Origin of the sequence: Sphingomonas arenae (assembly GCF_016924655.1) — a bacterium.
Taxonomy (GTDB): Bacteria; Pseudomonadota; Alphaproteobacteria; order Sphingomonadales; family Sphingomonadaceae; genus Sphingomicrobium; species Sphingomicrobium arenae.
Genome location: NZ_JAFFJU010000004.1, coordinates 104,164 through 120,437, shown reverse-complemented (window position 1 = coordinate 120,437; position 16,274 = coordinate 104,164). Strand labels below are relative to the sequence as shown.

Annotated in this window: 16 protein-coding genes; 13 read left to right on the top strand and 3 right to left on the bottom strand. The window is 67.4% G+C overall.

The window, feature by feature from the left end:
* Positions 1-27: 27 nt before the first annotated feature.
* Positions 28-2,682: an alanine--tRNA ligase gene (gene alaS / locus JT720_RS13270; RefSeq protein ID WP_205481783.1), complete on the top strand. Its 2,655-nt coding sequence runs from the start codon at positions 28-30 to the stop codon at positions 2,680-2,682.
* Here alaS and JT720_RS13265 read toward each other — a convergent pair.
* Positions 2,679-4,427: a cation:proton antiporter domain-containing protein gene (locus JT720_RS13265; protein ID WP_205481782.1), complete on the bottom strand. Its 1,749-nt coding sequence runs from the start codon at positions 4,425-4,427 to the stop codon at positions 2,679-2,681. The two genes, alaS and JT720_RS13265, sit on opposite strands and share 4 nt — an antisense overlap.
* A gap of 80 nt (positions 4,428-4,507) precedes the next feature.
* Here JT720_RS13265 and JT720_RS13260 point away from each other — a divergent pair, with 80 nt between their 5' ends.
* Together JT720_RS13260 and JT720_RS13255 are read left to right on the top strand one after the other, a co-directional pair.
* Entirely contained in the window at positions 4,508-4,717 is a 210-nt protein-coding gene (locus JT720_RS13260; protein WP_205481781.1) for an HVA1 family protein, read from the top strand.
* Positions 4,714-5,925: an FAD-dependent oxidoreductase gene (locus JT720_RS13255; RefSeq protein WP_272873225.1), complete on the top strand. Its 1,212-nt coding sequence runs from the start codon at positions 4,714-4,716 to the stop codon at positions 5,923-5,925. The genes JT720_RS13260 and JT720_RS13255 overlap by 4 nt, the downstream gene beginning before the upstream one ends.
* A 4-nt stretch (positions 5,926-5,929) precedes the next feature.
* Here the strand turns inward: JT720_RS13255 and JT720_RS13250 are convergent, their stop codons facing one another.
* On the bottom strand, positions 5,930-7,159 hold the full coding sequence (locus JT720_RS13250; protein WP_205481780.1) for an NADP-dependent isocitrate dehydrogenase: 1,230 nt from the start codon (positions 7,157-7,159) through the stop codon (positions 5,930-5,932).
* A 115-nt stretch (positions 7,160-7,274) separates the two neighbouring features.
* Between JT720_RS13250 and JT720_RS13245 the strand changes: the two genes are divergently transcribed.
* Both JT720_RS13245 and JT720_RS13240 read left to right on the top strand, forming a co-directional pair.
* A complete protein-coding gene (locus tag JT720_RS13245; RefSeq protein ID WP_205481779.1) occupies positions 7,275-8,003 on the top strand; it encodes a phosphatidylserine decarboxylase in 729 nt (242 codons plus the stop codon).
* Positions 8,000-8,770, top strand: a complete 771-nt coding sequence (locus JT720_RS13240) for a CDP-alcohol phosphatidyltransferase family protein (protein WP_205481778.1) — start codon at positions 8,000-8,002, stop codon at positions 8,768-8,770. Before JT720_RS13245 ends, JT720_RS13240 begins: the two co-directional genes overlap by 4 nt.
* On the opposite strand, the gene JT720_RS13235 is transcribed toward JT720_RS13240, so the two are convergent.
* The gene (locus tag JT720_RS13235; RefSeq protein WP_205481777.1) at positions 8,733-8,963 is read right to left on the bottom strand and encodes a hypothetical protein; all 231 of its coding nucleotides are present in this window, start codon (positions 8,961-8,963) and stop codon (positions 8,733-8,735) included. The genes JT720_RS13240 and JT720_RS13235 overlap by 38 nt on opposite strands.
* A gap of 257 nt (positions 8,964-9,220) precedes the next feature.
* Here JT720_RS13235 and rpsB point away from each other — a divergent pair, with 257 nt between their 5' ends.
* From rpsB to rseP, 8 genes are all read left to right on the top strand, one after another.
* A complete protein-coding gene (rpsB, locus tag JT720_RS13230; RefSeq protein WP_205481776.1) occupies positions 9,221-9,973 on the top strand; it encodes a 30S ribosomal protein S2 in 753 nt (250 codons plus the stop codon).
* Positions 9,974-10,108: 135 nt separating this feature from the next.
* On the top strand, positions 10,109-11,053 hold the full coding sequence (gene tsf / locus JT720_RS13225; protein ID WP_205481775.1) for a translation elongation factor Ts: 945 nt from the start codon (positions 10,109-10,111) through the stop codon (positions 11,051-11,053).
* A 204-nt stretch (positions 11,054-11,257) separates the two neighbouring features.
* Positions 11,258-11,986 carry a UMP kinase gene (gene pyrH, locus JT720_RS13220; RefSeq protein WP_205481774.1) on the top strand — a complete coding sequence of 243 codons (729 nt, stop codon included), beginning with the start codon at positions 11,258-11,260 and terminating at the stop codon, positions 11,984-11,986.
* On the top strand, positions 11,986-12,543 hold the full coding sequence (gene frr / locus JT720_RS13215) for a ribosome recycling factor (protein WP_205481773.1): 558 nt from the start codon (positions 11,986-11,988) through the stop codon (positions 12,541-12,543). The genes pyrH and frr overlap by 1 nt, the downstream gene beginning before the upstream one ends.
* Positions 12,544-12,623: 80 nt before the next feature.
* Positions 12,624-13,292 carry a polyprenyl diphosphate synthase gene (uppS, locus tag JT720_RS13210; RefSeq protein ID WP_205481860.1) on the top strand — a complete coding sequence of 223 codons (669 nt, stop codon included), beginning with the start codon at positions 12,624-12,626 and terminating at the stop codon, positions 13,290-13,292.
* The gene (locus tag JT720_RS13205; protein ID WP_205481772.1) at positions 13,289-13,939 is read left to right on the top strand and encodes a phosphatidate cytidylyltransferase; all 651 of its coding nucleotides are present in this window, start codon (positions 13,289-13,291) and stop codon (positions 13,937-13,939) included. The genes uppS and JT720_RS13205 overlap by 4 nt, the downstream gene beginning before the upstream one ends.
* Positions 13,936-15,090: a 1-deoxy-D-xylulose-5-phosphate reductoisomerase gene (locus JT720_RS13200; RefSeq protein WP_205481771.1), complete on the top strand. Its 1,155-nt coding sequence runs from the start codon at positions 13,936-13,938 to the stop codon at positions 15,088-15,090. Before JT720_RS13205 ends, JT720_RS13200 begins: the two co-directional genes overlap by 4 nt.
* Positions 15,090-16,223: an RIP metalloprotease RseP gene (gene rseP, locus JT720_RS13195; RefSeq protein WP_205481770.1), complete on the top strand. Its 1,134-nt coding sequence runs from the start codon at positions 15,090-15,092 to the stop codon at positions 16,221-16,223. The genes JT720_RS13200 and rseP overlap by 1 nt, the downstream gene beginning before the upstream one ends.
* Positions 16,224-16,274: the final 51 nt, after the last annotated feature.

Here is a 16,274-nt window from a genome sequence, read left to right as displayed (position 1 = left end):
GCAGCATCGGCATGATAGAGGCGGGCCATGACCTCGACCAACGATATCCGCCGCTCCTTTCTCGACTATTTCGAGCGCAACGGCCATTCGCGCCAGCCGTCCGCGCCGCTGGTGCCGCAGAACGATCCCACGCTGATGTTCGTGAACGCGGGCATGGTGCCGTTCAAGAACGTGTTCACCGGCCTCGAGACGCGGCCCTATTCGACCGCGACCAGCAGCCAGAAGTGCGTGCGGGCGGGCGGAAAGCACAACGACCTCGACAATGTCGGCTACACGGCGCGGCACCATACCTTCTTCGAGATGCTCGGGAATTTCTCGTTTGGCGACTACTTCAAGGATCGCGCGATCGAACTGGCGTGGAACCTGGTCACGAAGGAGTGGGGGCTTGCCGCGGACCGGCTGACGGTCACGGTCTATCACACCGATGACGAGGCCTTCGACCTGTGGAAGCGGATCGCGGGGCTGCCGGACAGCCGGATCATCCGTATCCCGACCAAGGACAATTTCTGGGCCATGGGCGATGATGGCCCGTGCGGGCCCTGCTCGGAGATCTTCTTCGATCACGGCGACCACATCCCCGGCGGCCCTCCAGGCAGCCCGGACGAGGACGGCGACCGCTTTGTCGAGATCTGGAACCTCGTCTTCATGCAATATGAGCAGGCGGGCGGGGAGATCGTATCCGAGCTGCCGAGCAAGAGCATCGACACCGGCATGGGACTGGAGCGCATCGCGGCGGTGCTGCAGGGCGTGCACGACAATTACGACACGGACACGTTCAAGGCGCTGATCCATGCGTCCGAAGAGTTCAGCAAGACTAGGGCCGAGGGCGACAAGACGGCGTCCCACCGGGTGATTGCCGATCACCTGCGCACCTCGGGCTTCCTGGTCGCCGACGGGGTGCTGCCGGCGAACGAGGGTCGGGGCTACGTGCTGCGCCGGATCATGCGCAGGGCGATGCGCCACGCGCACCTGCTGGGCGCGAGCGAGCCGTTGATGCATCGGCTGGTGCCGGCGTTGGTGGCGGAGATGGGGGCGGCCTACCCCGAGCTGGTCCGGGCGCAGCCGCTGATCGAGGCGACGCTCCAGCAGGAGGAAACGCGCTTCCGGCAGACTCTGTCGAACGGGCTCAAGCTGCTGGACGAAGCGACGGCGTCCTTGCCCGAGGGCGGGACGCTGCCGGGCGAGACGGCCTTCAAGCTCTACGACACCTACGGTTTTCCCTACGACCTCACCGAGGATGCGCTGCGGGCGCAGGGGCTGGCGGTGGACCGGGACGGCTTCGACAAGGCGATGGCCGAGCAGAAGGCCAAGGCGCGGGCGGCCTGGAAGGGGTCGGGCGAAAAAGCGTCGGACGAGCTGTGGTTCGACCTGGCGGAGGAGTTCGGATCGACCGAGTTCACCGGCTATTCGGGGCATGAAGGCGAGGGCGTGGTGCTGGCCATCGTGCGTGATGGTCAGCGGGTGGAGAGCGCGCGTCAGGGCGAGACGGTGCAGCTGCTGCTCAACCAGACGCCCTTCTACGCGGAGAGCGGCGGACAGGTTGGCGACGCGGGAAAACTGACCAGTCTCAAGGGCTTCGAAGGCGAGGTTGCGGACACGTCGAAGCCGCTTGGCCGGCTGCACGTATTGCACACGCGGGTTGCCAGGGGCGAGGTCAGCGTCGGCGAGACCCTGCACCAGAGCGTGGACGAGGAGCGGCGGAGGGCGACGCGGGCGAACCATTCGGCGACGCACCTGCTGCATGCCGCGCTGCGCCACCGGCTGGGCGGGCACGTCACGCAGAAGGGCAGTCTGGTGGCGCCCGACCGACTGCGGTTCGACTTTTCGCACCCGTCCGCGATCAGTGCCGACGACATTGCGGCGATCGAGGCGGAGGTGAACTGGCACATCCGGCACAACCAGCCGGTCACCACCCGCCTGATGACCCCCGACGAGGCGATCGGCCAGGGCGCCATGGCGCTGTTCGGCGAGAAGTATGGCGACGAAGTGCGCGTGCTCTCCATGGGATTGGCGGGCGAGCGCGATTATTCGGTGGAGCTGTGCGGCGGCACGCATGTCAGCGCGCTGGGCGACATCGCGCTGTTCAAGATCGTGTCGGAAAGCGCCGTCAGTTCCGGGGTGCGGCGGATCGAGGCGCTGACGGGTGAGGGAGCGCGGCAATGGCTGCTCGCGCGGGACCAGCGGCTGCGCGAGATTGCGGCCAGCCTCAAGGCTGCCCCGGACGAGGCGCCGGCCCGCGTCGCTGCGCTGGTGGAGAATGCGCGCCGACTGGAGCGCGAGCTGGCAGAGGCCCGCAAGGCGCTGGCGATGGGCGGCGGCGCGCAGGCCCAAGTCGCGGGGCCGGAAGTCGTCGCGGGCGTGAACTTCCTGGGGCAGGTGGTCGAAGGGCTCGACCCCAAGTCGCTGCGCGGGGAAGTGGACGCGCTGAAGCAGCGGCTCGGCAGCGGCGTGGGAGCGCTGATCGCGGTCAACGAGGGCCGGGCCAGCGTTGCCGTTGGAGTGACCGCCGACCTCACTGACCAGTTGAGCGCGGTGGACCTGGTCAAGGCGGCGGTTGCGGCGCTTGGGGGTCAGGGCGGCGGCGGGCGTCCGGACATGGCGCAGGGCGGCGGGCCGGACGGCGAGAAGGCCGGGGAGGCCCTGGCGGCGGTCAGGGACACTCTGGCGAAGGTCACCGCCTAAGCGAGACGATCGCGCGCCCGGCGGCGGCCGAGGGCGGGCTCGTGCTCCAGGTCGCCTTCTTCGCGGATCGCGGCGCGCAGTTCCGAGCGCTTCTCGTGGATGGAGGCGATGACTGGGCCCATGGCCACGCCGATGTCGACCAGCACGGCTTCCGACATCTGCAGCGAGCCTTCGAGGGTCTCCGGCACAGCATCGGTCGCGCCGGCCTTGTAGAGCTGGGCGGCGTGGGCGTTGTCGCGGGCGCGCGCTACGATGGTGAGCTGTGGACAGGCCTTGCGGATCTGGCGGGTGAGGCGGATCGTGAGGACCGGATCGTTCATGGTGAGCACGACCGCTGCGGCTTTGGTCAGCCCGAAACGCTCCACGGCATCACCCCGGCTGACGTCACCGAACACGACCTTGTAGCCGTCTCGCCGGGCATGCGTGACGCTGTCCACGTCCCCCTCCACTCCGAGGTAGGGGCGACCGTGAGTCTCGAGCATGTCGGCGACCAGGCGACCGACCCGGCCGAAGCCGAGGATCAGGGTCAGCCCTTGCGTGTCGCCTGCGGTGCTGGCCAGCGCCTCGGGATCGATCCGCCGTGACAGCTTGCGGCCGACGAAGGCGAGCAGGGGCGTCAGCGTCAGGCCGAGGGCCGTCACCACCGTCCAGAAGTTCGCCTGTTCGGGGCTGATCACGGCGGCGGCGGCGGCGGAGCCGAGGACGATCAGCGTCAACTCGGATGGGCTGGCCATGAGGAAGCCGGTCTCCACCGCGGTGGCTCGGCCGGCGCCGCGCAGGTGCAGGAGAGCCATGACGATGACGCTCTTGATGGAGAGCACCGCAGCGGTGGCGAGCAGGATCGAGCCCCACTGAGAGGCGAAGGTCGCGAGATCGAGCCGCATGCCGATGGTGATCAGGAATATGCCGAGCGCCAGGCCACGGAGCGGTGCCGTCATGACTTCGACCTCGGCGTGGTAGTCGGTCTCGGCGATGAGCAGACCGGCGATGAGCGCGCCCATGACGGCGCCGAGACCGACCGCGCCGGTGGCAAGGCTGGCCAGCATGACCGTCAGCAGGCTGACGGCCAGGAACAGTTCGGGGCTCTTGGTCCGGGCGGCCTGCGCGAACAGCGGCGGTAGGATGAGGCGGCCGAGCAAGAGCAGCGCGGCGACGACGAGGACGCCGCCAAGCGCGACGGTCGCCAGTTCGCCCGATGCGCCCTTGGCGTCGAGCACGAAGAGGATCGGGACCAGCATGAGGTCCTGGAACAGGAGCATGGCGACCGCGGCGCGGCCGACCGGGCTGGTGGTCCCGGTGATCGGCATCACCAGCGCCGTGGAGGACATGGCGAGAGCGAGCCCCAGCGCAGCGGCGCTCGGTGGCGAGCGTCCCAGCAGGAGCAGGGCGCCGCCGACCAGCAGCGCGGTCGCCAGCATCTGCGCTCCACCCAGGCCGAAGACGGTCCGTCGCATAGCGATCAGCCTTCGGAAGCTCAGCTCCAGCCCGATGGCGAACAGCAGGAGCAGGATGCCGAACTGCGCGAACGGCTCGATCCGCTCCCGGTCGGCGATCGTGACCGTGTCGAGCCAGGGGTAGGCTGGCGTGAGCGAGCCGAGGCCGGCGGGGCCGATGGCCGCCCCCACCAGGATGAACCCGATCACCGGTGAGATGCGCAGGCGGGAGAAGGCCGGGATCACGACGCCGGCGGCGCCGAGGATCACCAGCGCGTCGTGAAGTCCAGGTCCGCCCAGTTCTGCCGCCATGAACTCATTAAGCAGGCGGAAGGGCCGGAGCCAAGCGAGCAGAAGCGGCGTTTGGCTTTCATCGTGGCAGGAGAGCAGAAGTGGCGGAGAAAAGCTTCAAGGCCGGCGACCGCGTGAAGTGGCACAGCTCGGGCGGGACGTCGCACGGCAAGGTGGTCAAGAAGCTGACCAGCGCATGCGAGATCAAGGGCCATCACGTGGCCGCGTCCAAGGACAATCCAGAGTATCTGGTGGAAACGGACGAGGGCAAGCAGGCGGCGCACAAGCCGGACGCGCTGGAGAAGATCTGATCGCAACTGAGGTCGACCTGCTGATCGTGGGCGCGGGACCCGCGGGCCTGATGGCGGGCCTGCTGTTCGCGCGTGCCGGGTGCAGCGTGCGGGTAGTCGAGAAGCATGGCGACTTCCTCCACGACTTCCGCGGTGACACGGTGCACCCATCGACCATGGACGTGCTGGGCGAGCTCGGGCTGCGGGAGCGCTTCCTGGAACGGCCGCACCAGCGGCTGAGCCGGGCGGAGCTGCGGATCGGCGGGCGCGAGATGTCCGTCGGGGACCTGAGCCATGTGCGGAGCGCCACGCCGTTCATCGCGATGATGCCGCAGTGGGATTTTCTCGATTTCCTGCGAGAGGAGGCGAGCCGTTATCCGGGCTTTCGGCTGACCATGGGCTCGTCCGTGCGGAGCCTGGAAGAGGCGGGCGAGCGGATCGCCGGCGCGCGGCTGGACAGTGGCGAGCGGATTCGCACCCGGTTGGTGCTGGCAGCAGACGGACGGCGCAGCATCGTGCGGGTCGACGAGCTGCTGCCGGTCAAGGACTTGGGCTCGCCGATCGACGTCTTCTGGTTCGAGCTGCCGAAGCGCACGCAGGAGGAAGGGACGCTGAGGATCGCCGTGGAGGCGGGGCGCATCCTCGTGCGGGTGGATCGGGGCGAATACTGGCAGTGCGCCTTCGTTTTTCCGAAAGGACAGGCGGCGGCGCTGAAGAGGGCGGGGCTGCCGGCGATGGTTGCGGCCATCGAGCAGACGGAGCCGCGGCTGGGGACTATTGCGGGCGACCTGCGCTCGCTCGACGACCTCCACTTGCTGGAAGTCTCGCTGGACCGGTTGACCCGCTGGCACCGGCCGGGGCTGCTGGCAATCGGCGATGCGGCCCATGCCATGTCGCCGATGGGCGGGATCGGGATCAACCTGGCGATCCAAGACGCAGTCGCGGCCGCCAATGTGCTGGCAGAGCCGCTGGCGCGCGGCCGTTCGGTTGACCATCTGCTCGGCAAGGTGCAGCGCCGGCGGCAGCGTTCGACGCAGCTGATCCAGGCGGTCCAGAAGATCGCACAGGATCGCGTGCTCGCGCCGGTGCTGCAGCGGCGCGGGGCTTATCAGGGAGTGCCGCTGCCGTTGCTGTTGCTGCAGCGGTTCCCCGCGCTTCGACGCGTCCCGGGGCGGGCAATCGCGATGGGCATTCGCCGCGAGCAGGTGACGTCCCCGCTCGCGGCGTAGCAGGTCAGGCGGCGACGCTCTCTTCGGCCATCGCCTTTTCGAGGTTGGCCCGAATGGCTTCGAAGAACTGCTCCGTCGTCATCCAGGGCTGGTCCGGGCCGACGAGAATGGCGAGGTCCTTGGTCATCTGACCCGCTTCGACCGTCTCGACGCAGACGCGCTCCAGGGTCTCGGCGAAACGGACCACGTCGGGCGTCTCGTCCATGCGGCCGCGGAACTTGAGGCCGCCGGTCCAGGCGAAGATCGACGCGATCGGGTTGGTCGAGGTCGCCTTGCCCTGCTGGTGCATGCGGTAGTGGCGAGTAACCGTGCCGTGCGCCGCTTCCGCCTCGATGGTCTTCCCGTCGGGCGTCATCAGCACGGACGTCATGAGGCCAAGCGAGCCGAAGCCCTGCGCGACCTGGTCCGACTGGACGTCGCCGTCATAGTTCTTGCAGGCCCAGACGAACTTGCCCGACCACTTGAGCGCGGAGGCTACCATGTCGTCGATCAGGCGGTGCTGGTATTCGATGCCGGCCTTGTCGAAGTCGGCCTTGAACTCGGCCTGGTAGATCTCCTCGAAGATGTCCTTGAAGCGGCCGTCATAGGCCTTGAGGATCGTGTTCTTGGTCGACAGGTAGACCGGCCAGCGGCGCTGCAGGCCGTAGTTGAGGCACGCCCGGGCAAAGTCGCGGATGCTTTCGTCCACGTTGTACATGCCCATGGCGACGCCGGCGCTCTCGAACTCGAACACCTCGTGCTCGATGACCTCACCGTCGTCGCCCGTGAACTTGATGGTCAGCTTGCCCGGGCCCGGCACGCGGAAGTCGGTCGCCTTGTACTGGTCACCGAAGGCGTGGCGGCCGACCACGATGGGGTCGGTCCAGCCTGGGATGATGCGCGGGACGTTGGCGATGACGATCGGCTCGCGGAAGACGACGCCGCCCAGGATGTTGCGGATGGTGCCGTTGGGCGACTTCCACATCTTCTTGAGGCCGAATTCCTCGACGCGGGCCTCATCCGGGGTGATGGTGGCGCACTTCACGCCCACGCCATATTGCTTAATCGCGTTGGCGGCTTCGACCGTGACCTTGTCCTCGGTCGCATCGCGGTTCTCGATCGACAGGTCGTAATATTTGAGGTCGATGTCGAGGTAGGGCTGGATCAGCCGTTCGCGGATCCACTGCCAGATGATGCGGGTCATCTCGTCGCCGTCGAGCTCGACGACCGGGGTCTTCACCTTGATCTTGGCCATTGCCTCTTCCGATGTGCTGGATTTCGGGCGGCGCCTTACGGCGGGAGGCTCGGGATGGCAACGCCGGTGGACGGGGGCAGTTGCTGGCTCAGACTGTGGAGGGTAGGGGAGCCGCATGGCTCAGATCGAAAAGCCCGACAGTCAGCTGACTGCGGTGAAGTGGCGATTTCCTTCGGTTCACCCGGAGGGGCGCAAATATGTGGTGATCGCGGCGGCGGTGGCGCTGCTGGTTTATTGGGGCATCAGCCCGTTCCTGGGATGGCTGCTGATCGGCCTGACGGTTTGGGTCGCCGCCTTCTTCCGCGATCCGGTGCGGACCACGCCGGTCGATCCCAAGCTGGTCGTGGCCCCGGCGGACGGCCTCGTCACGATGATCACGCGGGTGCCGGCGCCGCCGCAGCTGCGGCAGGAGCTGGGTGAGGGCGAGTTCACGCGCGTGTCCATCTTCATGAGTGTGTTCGACGTGCACATCAACCGCTCGCCGATCGCTGGGCGGGTCAAGCGCGTCGCCTATGTGCCGGGCAAGTTCGTAAACGCGGACCTCGACAAGGCCAGCGAGGACAATGAGCGTCAGTACATGCTGGTCGAGGGGCCGGACGGGCTGAAGATCGGCTTTACCCAGATCGCGGGCCTGGTGGCGCGGCGCATCCTCGCGTTCGTGAAGGAAGGCGACCAGGTGGCCGCCGGCGAGCGGATCGGCCTCATCCGGTTCGGCAGCCGGGTGGACGTGTTCCTGCCGGCCGGCACGAGTTCGCTTGTATTGCTCGGCCAGCGGACCATCGCGGGCGAGACGATCCTGGCGGAGATCGGGGCGGACAAGACGCTGACCGGGACAGCCCAATGACCAGCGGCGACGTGGCGCGGCGCGGCATTCCGTTCCGCGCCATGGTGCCGAATGCGGTCACGGCGCTGGTGCTCTGCTTCGGGCTGACCGGAGTGCGCTTCGCGATCGGGGGCGAGTGGGACAAGGCGCTCGGCGCGATCGTGCTGGCCGGGGTGCTCGACGGCATGGACGGCCGAATCGCGCGCCTGTTGCGGGCGCAGAGCAAATTCGGAGCGGAGCTGGACAGCCTGGCGGACAATATTGCGTTCGGCACGGCGCCGGCTCTGGTGCTGTTCCTCTGGTCGCTGAGCAGCGCCCCCCGGTTCGGCTGGATCGCCGCGCTGGCACTGGCGGTCTGCTGCGCGTTGCGGCTGGCGCGGTTCAACGCGCGGATCGATGCGGCCGAGCAGCCGCACAAGTCGGCGGGCTTCAACACGGGAGTGCCGGCTCCCGCAGGCGCAGGGCTGGCGTTCGTTCCCATCTACCTGTGGCTGGTGAGCGGGGCAGACCTGTTCCGCAACTGGACCGTGGTCATGCCCTGGACCCTGTTCATCGCGTTGCTGATGATTTCGTCCATTCCGACCTACACCTGGGGGAGCATCCGCATCCGTCCCGCAGCCCGGATTTTCGCCCTGGCGTTCGTCGCCCTGCTGGGCGCGGCCCTGGTCGTGGAGCCGTGGCTCACCCTGCTGGCGATCAGCGCCATGTACCTGGCGACGATCCCGCTGGGCCTTGCCTCCTACGCGCGGGTCAAGCGGCGGCGCGCCACTGCGGCGCAGACGGCCTGACCGCAACCCGCTGCGGGCGGGGGCTCAGCCGGACGGTCACCGGGCGGGTTGTCAGCACCGGCCTGGCCATCAGCGATTCGCCCTTGAGCGCGGCCAGCATCTTGTCGCCATCCTCCCTAAGCAGCTGGGCGAGCACGCCTGCGGACAGTGCCAGGGCGAGGAGGAAGGGCAGGGTCACAAGAGCGGTCAGCATCGTCGGCATCCTCTTTTGTTCTTCAACACGGTCCGATTCGCTTGGGTTCCATTTCGGAGCGAGAAACCGTGCTTCTCCGCCAATGTTCCCGTTCTGTTCCCTCCTGTCAAGCCGCTTTGATGGTTGCGCCCGTTGGCAACCTCCGCTAGGGGCGCCGCCTCAACCCGCATGGGAAGCAACATAGCCCGGTGCATCGGGGAGCCTTGGCCCCACGATGTTCCCGCTTCCCAGAGGACTAACCGGAAGGAGTTATCCCTATGGCGGCAACTGTCGTCACGCTGCAGCAATTGCTTGAGGCCGGTGCCCACTTCGGCCACCAGACCCACCGTTGGAACCCGCGCATGAAGCCGTACATCTTCGGCGAGCGGAACGGCGTCCACATCATCGACCTGTCGCAGAGCGTTCCGCTGTTCGCTCGCGCTCTGGACTTCGTTCAGCAGAGCGTCGCCCGCGGCGGCAAGGTGCTGTTCGTCGGCACCAAGCGCCAGGCGCAGGACGCGGTCGCCGAGGCAGCGCAGGCTTCGGGCCAGCATTTCGTCAACCACCGCTGGCTGGGCGGCATGCTCACCAACTGGAAGACGATCTCGAACTCGATCAAGCGGCTGAAGAGCCTCGAGGAGCAGCTGTCGGGTGACACCGCCGGCCTGACCAAGAAGGAAGTCCTGCAGCTGACCCGCGAGCGCGACAAGCTGGAGAAGAGCCTCGGCGGCATTCGCGACATGGGCGGCCTGCCGGACGTGATGTTCGTCGTCGACACCAACAAGGAAGAGCTGGCGATCAAGGAAGCCAACGTGCTGGGTATTCCGGTCGTTGCGATCCTCGATTCCAACTCGAACCCGAACGGCATCGCCTTCCCGGTTCCGGGCAACGATGACGCCAGCCGTGCGATCCGCCTCTACTGCGAAGCGGTTGCCGGTGCGGCCACCGCCGGCCGGTCGGGCGGTGCTTCGGCCCGCGGCGAGGACATCGGCTCCATGGCCGAGCCGCCGATGGAAGCGGCTGTCGCTTAGACAAATACGTATTTCGCTCGTCCCGAGCGCAATCGAGGGGCGCCGTAGCTGTGGCACGCCCCTCGACTTCAGCCCCGGACCACGTCCGGGTCTTCCGCTCGGGACGAGCGCTCAAAGATCAAGAGGAGCACGAACATGGCTGAGATCACGGCCGCTGCCGTCAAGGAACTGCGCGAGCGCACGGGCGCCGGCATGATGGACTGCAAGAAGGCGCTCGCCGAGAACAACGGCGACATGGAAGCATCGATTGACTGGCTGCGCGCCAAGGGCCTCGCCGCCGCCGCCAAGAAGGCCGGCCGTCAGGCAGCCGAGGGCCTGGTCGGCGTCGCCGTCCAGGGCACCAAGGGTGCCGTTGTCGAGGTGAACTCGGAAACCGACTTCGTCGCCAAGAACGAGACCTTCCAGGAGTTCGTCCGCAACGTCGCGCAGATCGTGCTGGAGACCGGAAGCGATATCGAGGCGCTGAACGACGCGGCCTATCCGGGCGGCGGCACGGTCGCCGAGAAGCTGACCAACAACATTGCGACCATCGGTGAGAACCAGTCGCTGCGCCGGGCTGCGGTGCTTGAGGTTTCGCAGGGCGCGGTCGTGTCCTACGTCCACAATGCGGCGGCGACCGGCCTCGGCAAGATCGGCGTGCTGGTCGCGCTGGAGAGCGCGGCTCCTGCGGAAACGCTGCAGGCTCTGGGCAAGCAGATCGCCATGCACATCGCAGCTGCCAATCCGCTGGCGCTCAACGCCGAGGATCTCGATCCGGCGCTGATCGAGCGCGAGCGCGGCATCGCCCAGGAGAAGGCGAACGAGAGCGGCAAGCCGGCCAACATCGTCGAGAAGATGGTGGAAGGCTCGATCGCCAAGTTCCGCAAGGAAAACGCGCTCGTCAGCCAGCTGTTCGTGATGGACAACAAGACCCCGGTCGCCGAGGTCGTGGCTTCCGCCGGCAAGGACGCCGGTTCGCCGATCACGCTCAAGGCATTCGTCCGATTCCAGCTGGGCGAGGGCATCGAGAAGCAGCAGAGCGACTTTGCGGCCGAGGTCGCGGCGGCTGCCGGCCAGAACAAGGCCGAGCCGGTCGCCTGATCCTGCCGCGCTCAATTCGCTCGTCCTGAGCGTAGCGGAGCGAAGTCGAGGGGCGTTAACCCGCATCAACGCCCTTCGCCTGCGGCTCCAGGGAGCCTCCGCTCAGGACGAGCGCTGTCCTGCACCAACTCCGCAGTTGGCAACGGGGCGGGTGCGCCATAGAAGCGCGCTCGCCCCTTTGTTCATCTGCCTTATCGGAGAGCCATGACCCGCCCTCGCTACAACCGCATCCTCCTGAAACTGTCGGGCGAGGCGTTGATGGGTCCGGGGCAGTTCGGCATCGACCCGGAGACCGTGGCCGGCCTGGCGTCGGAGATCGCGGCGGCCAAGGCGCAAGGCCACGAGCTCTGCCTCGTCATCGGCGGCGGCAATATCTTCCGCGGCATGGCGGCCGCAGCACGTGGCTTCGACCGGGCGACGGGCGACTATATGGGGATGCTCGCGACCGTGATGAACGCGCTGGCGGTGCAGAATGCGCTGGAGAAGGCGGGCATCGACACGCGGGTGCAGTCGGCCATTCCCATGGCTTCGGTCAGCGAGCCCTATATTCGCCGCCGCGCCCTCCGGCACATGGAGAAGGGACGGATCGTCATCTTCGCCGCGGGAACGGGTAACCCCTACTTCACGACGGACACGGCAGCGGCCCTGCGCGCGGCCGAGATGGGCTGCGATGCGCTGCTCAAGGGCACGAGCGTGGATGGTGTCTACGATGCCGACCCCAAGGTGGTTGCAAACGCCAAGCGCTACGAGAGCCTGAGCTATTCGCGGGTGCTGGCCGATAACCTCAAGGTCATGGACGCGGCCGCGGTCGCGCTGTGCCGCGACAACAACATCCCGATCGTCGTCTTCAACATCCGCCAGCCCGGCAACCTTGCCCAGGTGCTGGCGGGTGAGGGCACGGCGACGATCGTTCAGAACGAGGGAGTGAACTGATGCCCGCCTATAACAAGGCCGATATCCAGCGCCGCATGCATGGCGCCGTCGAGGCCCTAAAGCATGACCTGGCCGGTCTCCGCACCGGTCGCGCGTCGACTGCGCTGCTCGATCCCATCCAGGTGGAGGTCTATGGCGCCAACATGCCGCTGAACCAGGTGGCGACCATCTCCGCCCCGGAGCCGCGCCTGCTGAGCGTCCAGGTGTGGGACCGGTCCAACATGAACGCGGTTGAGAAGGCGATCCGCAATGCGGGCCTCGGCATCAACCCGATCTCCGACGGGCAGAACATCCGCTTGCCGATTCCGGACCTAACGGAGGAGCGGCGCAAGGAACTGGCCAAGCTCGCCAGCCAATATGCGGAGAAGGCGCGGATCGCGGTCCGCAACGTGCGCCGCGACGGCATGGACGCGCTCAAGACCGACGAGAAGAAAAAGGAGATCTCGGAGGACGAGCACAAACGGCTCGACACCGAGGTCCAGAAGCTGACGGACGACACGATCAAGGAGATCGATGCGGCGGCTGCGGCCAAGGAGAAGGAAATCCTCGGCAAGTGAAGCCGCGCGCGGTTGCCCCGCTCACCACGGACGTGGTCGAGCCGTTGGCAGCGGCCGTCCCGCGCCACGTCGCCATCATCATGGATGGCAACGGGCGCTGGGCGCAGCGCCGCCACCTGCCCCGCGTCGCCGGCCACCGGGCGGGCGCGGAGGCCGTGCGGCGCGCGATGCAGGCCGCCGCCGATGCCGGCGTCGAGGTGCTGACCGTCTACGCCTTCTCCTCGGAGAACTGGCGGCGGTCGGAGGAGGAAGTCTCCGATCTCAAGGGATTGATGCGCTATTATGTCGAGCGGGAACTCGACACGCTGCAGAAGGAAGGCGTGCGCCTGCAGCTGATTGGGGAACCGGGGGCATTCGGCAACGACCTCTACGACCGGCTGGTCCATTCGGTCGAGCAGACCCAGGCGAACAGCCGGCTGACGCTGGTCGTGGCGCTGAACTATGGTTCTCAGGGCGAGATCGCGGCGGCGGCGCGGGAGCTTGCCCGGCGCGCCGTGGCGGGGGAGATCGCGCCGGAGCAGATCGACGAGAAGGCGATCGAGGGCCTGCTGCAGACGCACGGCCTGCCGCCCCTCGACCTGCTGATCCGCACGTCGGGCGAGGTCCGGCTGTCCAACTTTCTGCTGTGGCAGGCGGCCTATGCCGAGCTGGTGTTCACCGACGTGCTCTGGCCCGACTTCGACGAGCAGGCGTTCAACGCGGCCCTTTCCGAATATGCCCGGCGGCAGCGGAGGTTCGGCGGGCGATGAGCGAAGTGGGACTGCGGACCGTCGCCGGGGTCATCATGATCCTGGTGGCGCTCACCGCGGAATGGTTCGGGGGCACGGTGTTTGCCGTCTTCGTGGCGGCAATCGCGACCGTGATGTATTATGAATGGTCCAAGCTGGTGCGAGGCTGGGGCCTCGGCTGGCACGTGGCAGGGTTCTTCTATGCGCTGCTCCCTGCGCTTGCACTGCTGTGGGTCCGTGAGCGGGCGAACATGCCCGGCGGCTATGACGATGGGTTCAGCCTTGTTTTGTGGGCGTTCATTGTGACCTGGGCGGCGGACATCGGCGCCTTCTTCGTCGGGCGTGCCTTCGGAGGACCGAAGCTGGCGCCGCGGATCAGCCCCAACAAGACTATCTCCGGCCTGATCGGTGGCGTCATCGCCGCGACCCTGCTGTCGGGGATGTGGGCGACCTATCGCGAGCTTCACTGGTACTGGCTGCTGCTGGCGCCGCTGTTCGCCCTGACCGCTGCGGCGGGAGACCTGTTCGAAAGCTGGATGAAGCGTCAGGCCGGAGTGAAGGACGCGGGCGTGCTGATCCCGGGGCACGGGGGAGTGCTCGACCGTCTGGACGGCCTCGTGCCCGTCGCGGTGCTGACCGGCGCTGCGGTGATGGCGGGGCTGCGGTGAAGAAGGTCGCCATTTTGGGTGCGACGGGCTCGGTGGGACGGTCGACGCTGGACCTTATCGCCGCGGCGCCGGACCGCTTCCAGATCACCGCACTGACAGCCGCGAGCAACGTCGAGCAGCTTGCAGCGGACGCGAGGCGGTTTGGGGCAGACCTGGCCGTGATCGCGGATGAGAGCCTTTTGCCTGAACTGACCGCCGCGCTGGCGGGGAGTGACGTCCGAGGCGCAGCGGGATCCGAGGGCCTTGCTGAAGCGGCGGCAGGCGACGCTGACCTCGTCATGGCCGCGATCGTGGGCTGCGCGGGACTGGAACCGGTGATGGCCGCGGTTCAGGCAGGCAAGACCGTTGCGCTGGCGAACAAGGAAGCGCTGGTGACCGCGGGGGACCTGATGATCCAGGCGTCCCGTCGGTCAGGAGCGACGCTGCTTCCGGTGGACTCCGAACATAACGCGATCTTCCAGTGTCTTGCGGGTCAGGATTGCCAGCAAGTCGCAAGACTGGTCCTGACCGCGAGTGGGGGGCCGTTCCGCAGCTTCTCCACCGCGGAGATGGCGCAAGTGAGTCCCGAGCAGGCCGTCGCTCATCCGAACTGGTCGATGGGCGCGAAAATCTCCGTCGACAGTGCGACCATGATGAACAAGGGGCTGGAGCTGATCGAGGCCCATCACCTGTTCGGCCTGCCATCCGAGCGGATCGACATCATGGTGCATCCGCAATCCGTCGTCCATTCGCTGGTGGAATATGAGGACGGGTCCGTGCTGGCGCAGCTGGGTCCATCGGACATGCGCGTGCCGATCGCGCATACTTTGGCATGGCCCGAGCGGATGTCGACGAACGTCGAGCGCCTGGACCTGCTGCAGGTCGCCACGCTGACGTTCGAGGCGCCGGACGAGCAGCGGTTCCCGGCGCTTCGGCTTGCGCGTCGCGCCCTGGAGGAGGGCGGGGCCGCGCCGGTCGTCCTCAACGCCGCCAACGAGGTCGCGGTGGCCGCCTTCCTCAAGGGCCGCATTCACTTCCCGGACATCGCCGCGCTGGTAGGCCGTGCGCTCGACGACATGGCCGAACCTGCCCCCATGACCATCGAGGACGTCCTCCAGCTCGACGCCAGAGCGCGCGACGTGGCGCAACAGGCGATCCTGGAGCGCGCCTGATGCTCGAGCAGCCGCCCGTCTGGCTCATCCTGATCGCCTTCCTGGCGGCGCTCGGACCGCTCGTCTTCTTTCACGAGCTTGGCCATTATCTGGTGGGGCGCTGGTGCGGCGTCGGGGCGGAGACCTTTTCCATCGGTTTTGGCCGCGAAGTGGCGGGCTGGACCGACAAGCGCGGCACGCGCTGGAAGGTCGGCTGGCTCCCGCTCGGTGGGTATGTGCGCTTCACGGGCGACATGGATCCGGCGAGCATGGGGCGCAACCTGGACCAGCTCGACCCAGCGCTCCGGGCGCGCGCTTTTCACGCCAAGCCCGTCTGGCAGCGGTTCCTGATCGTGCTCGCCGGACCGATGGCCAACTTCCTGCTGGCCATTGCCATCTTCGCCGGTTTCCTCATGGCGTACGGCGCGCCGAGCACTCCGCCGGTCGTGGGCAAGGTGATCGAAGGGACAGCCGCAGATCGCGGCGGGCTTCGTCCCGGCGACCGCATCCTTTCGCTGGCCGGACGCGAGGTCGAGACGTTCACGGACCTGCAGCGGATCACCTCGCTAAGGCCGAACGAGACGGTGCCGATGGAGGTCGAGCGGCGTGGTGCGACCCGGCGGATCGACGTCACCCTGACCGAGCGCGTCGACAAGGACCGCTTCGGGCAGGTGTACCGGGTGGGGCAACTCGGGATCATGCCGCTGCCCGGCCGGCACTTTCAGCCGGTGCCGCCGCTCCAGCTCATCCCGGAGGCGACCAGGCTCACGATCGAGATCACCCGCTCGACCATGACGGGCCTCTGGCAGATCGTCACGGGGCGTCGGCCCGTTGAGGAAATTGGCGGTCCCCTGAAGATGGCCCAGATCGCCGGCCAGCAGGCGACGCTCGGGATCGAGCAGTTCATCCAGATCGTGGCGCTGTTCTCCATCAATCTGGGGTTCATCAACCTGCTGCCAGTCCCCATGCTCGATGGTGGGCACCTGGTCCTCTACACGGTCGAAGCGGTGCGCCGCCGGCCATTGGGGGAGCGGGCGCAGGAATGGATGTTCCGCGGCGGCTTTGCGGCGCTGCTGACACTCATTGTGTTCACCACGGTGAACGACCTCGGTTCGTTCGGTTTGTGGGAACGCTTGAGCCGATTGATCGGCTAGGGCGCTTGATTGGAGGGGCTGTCTGGGGCAGGGCGCCACTTCATCCGGGCC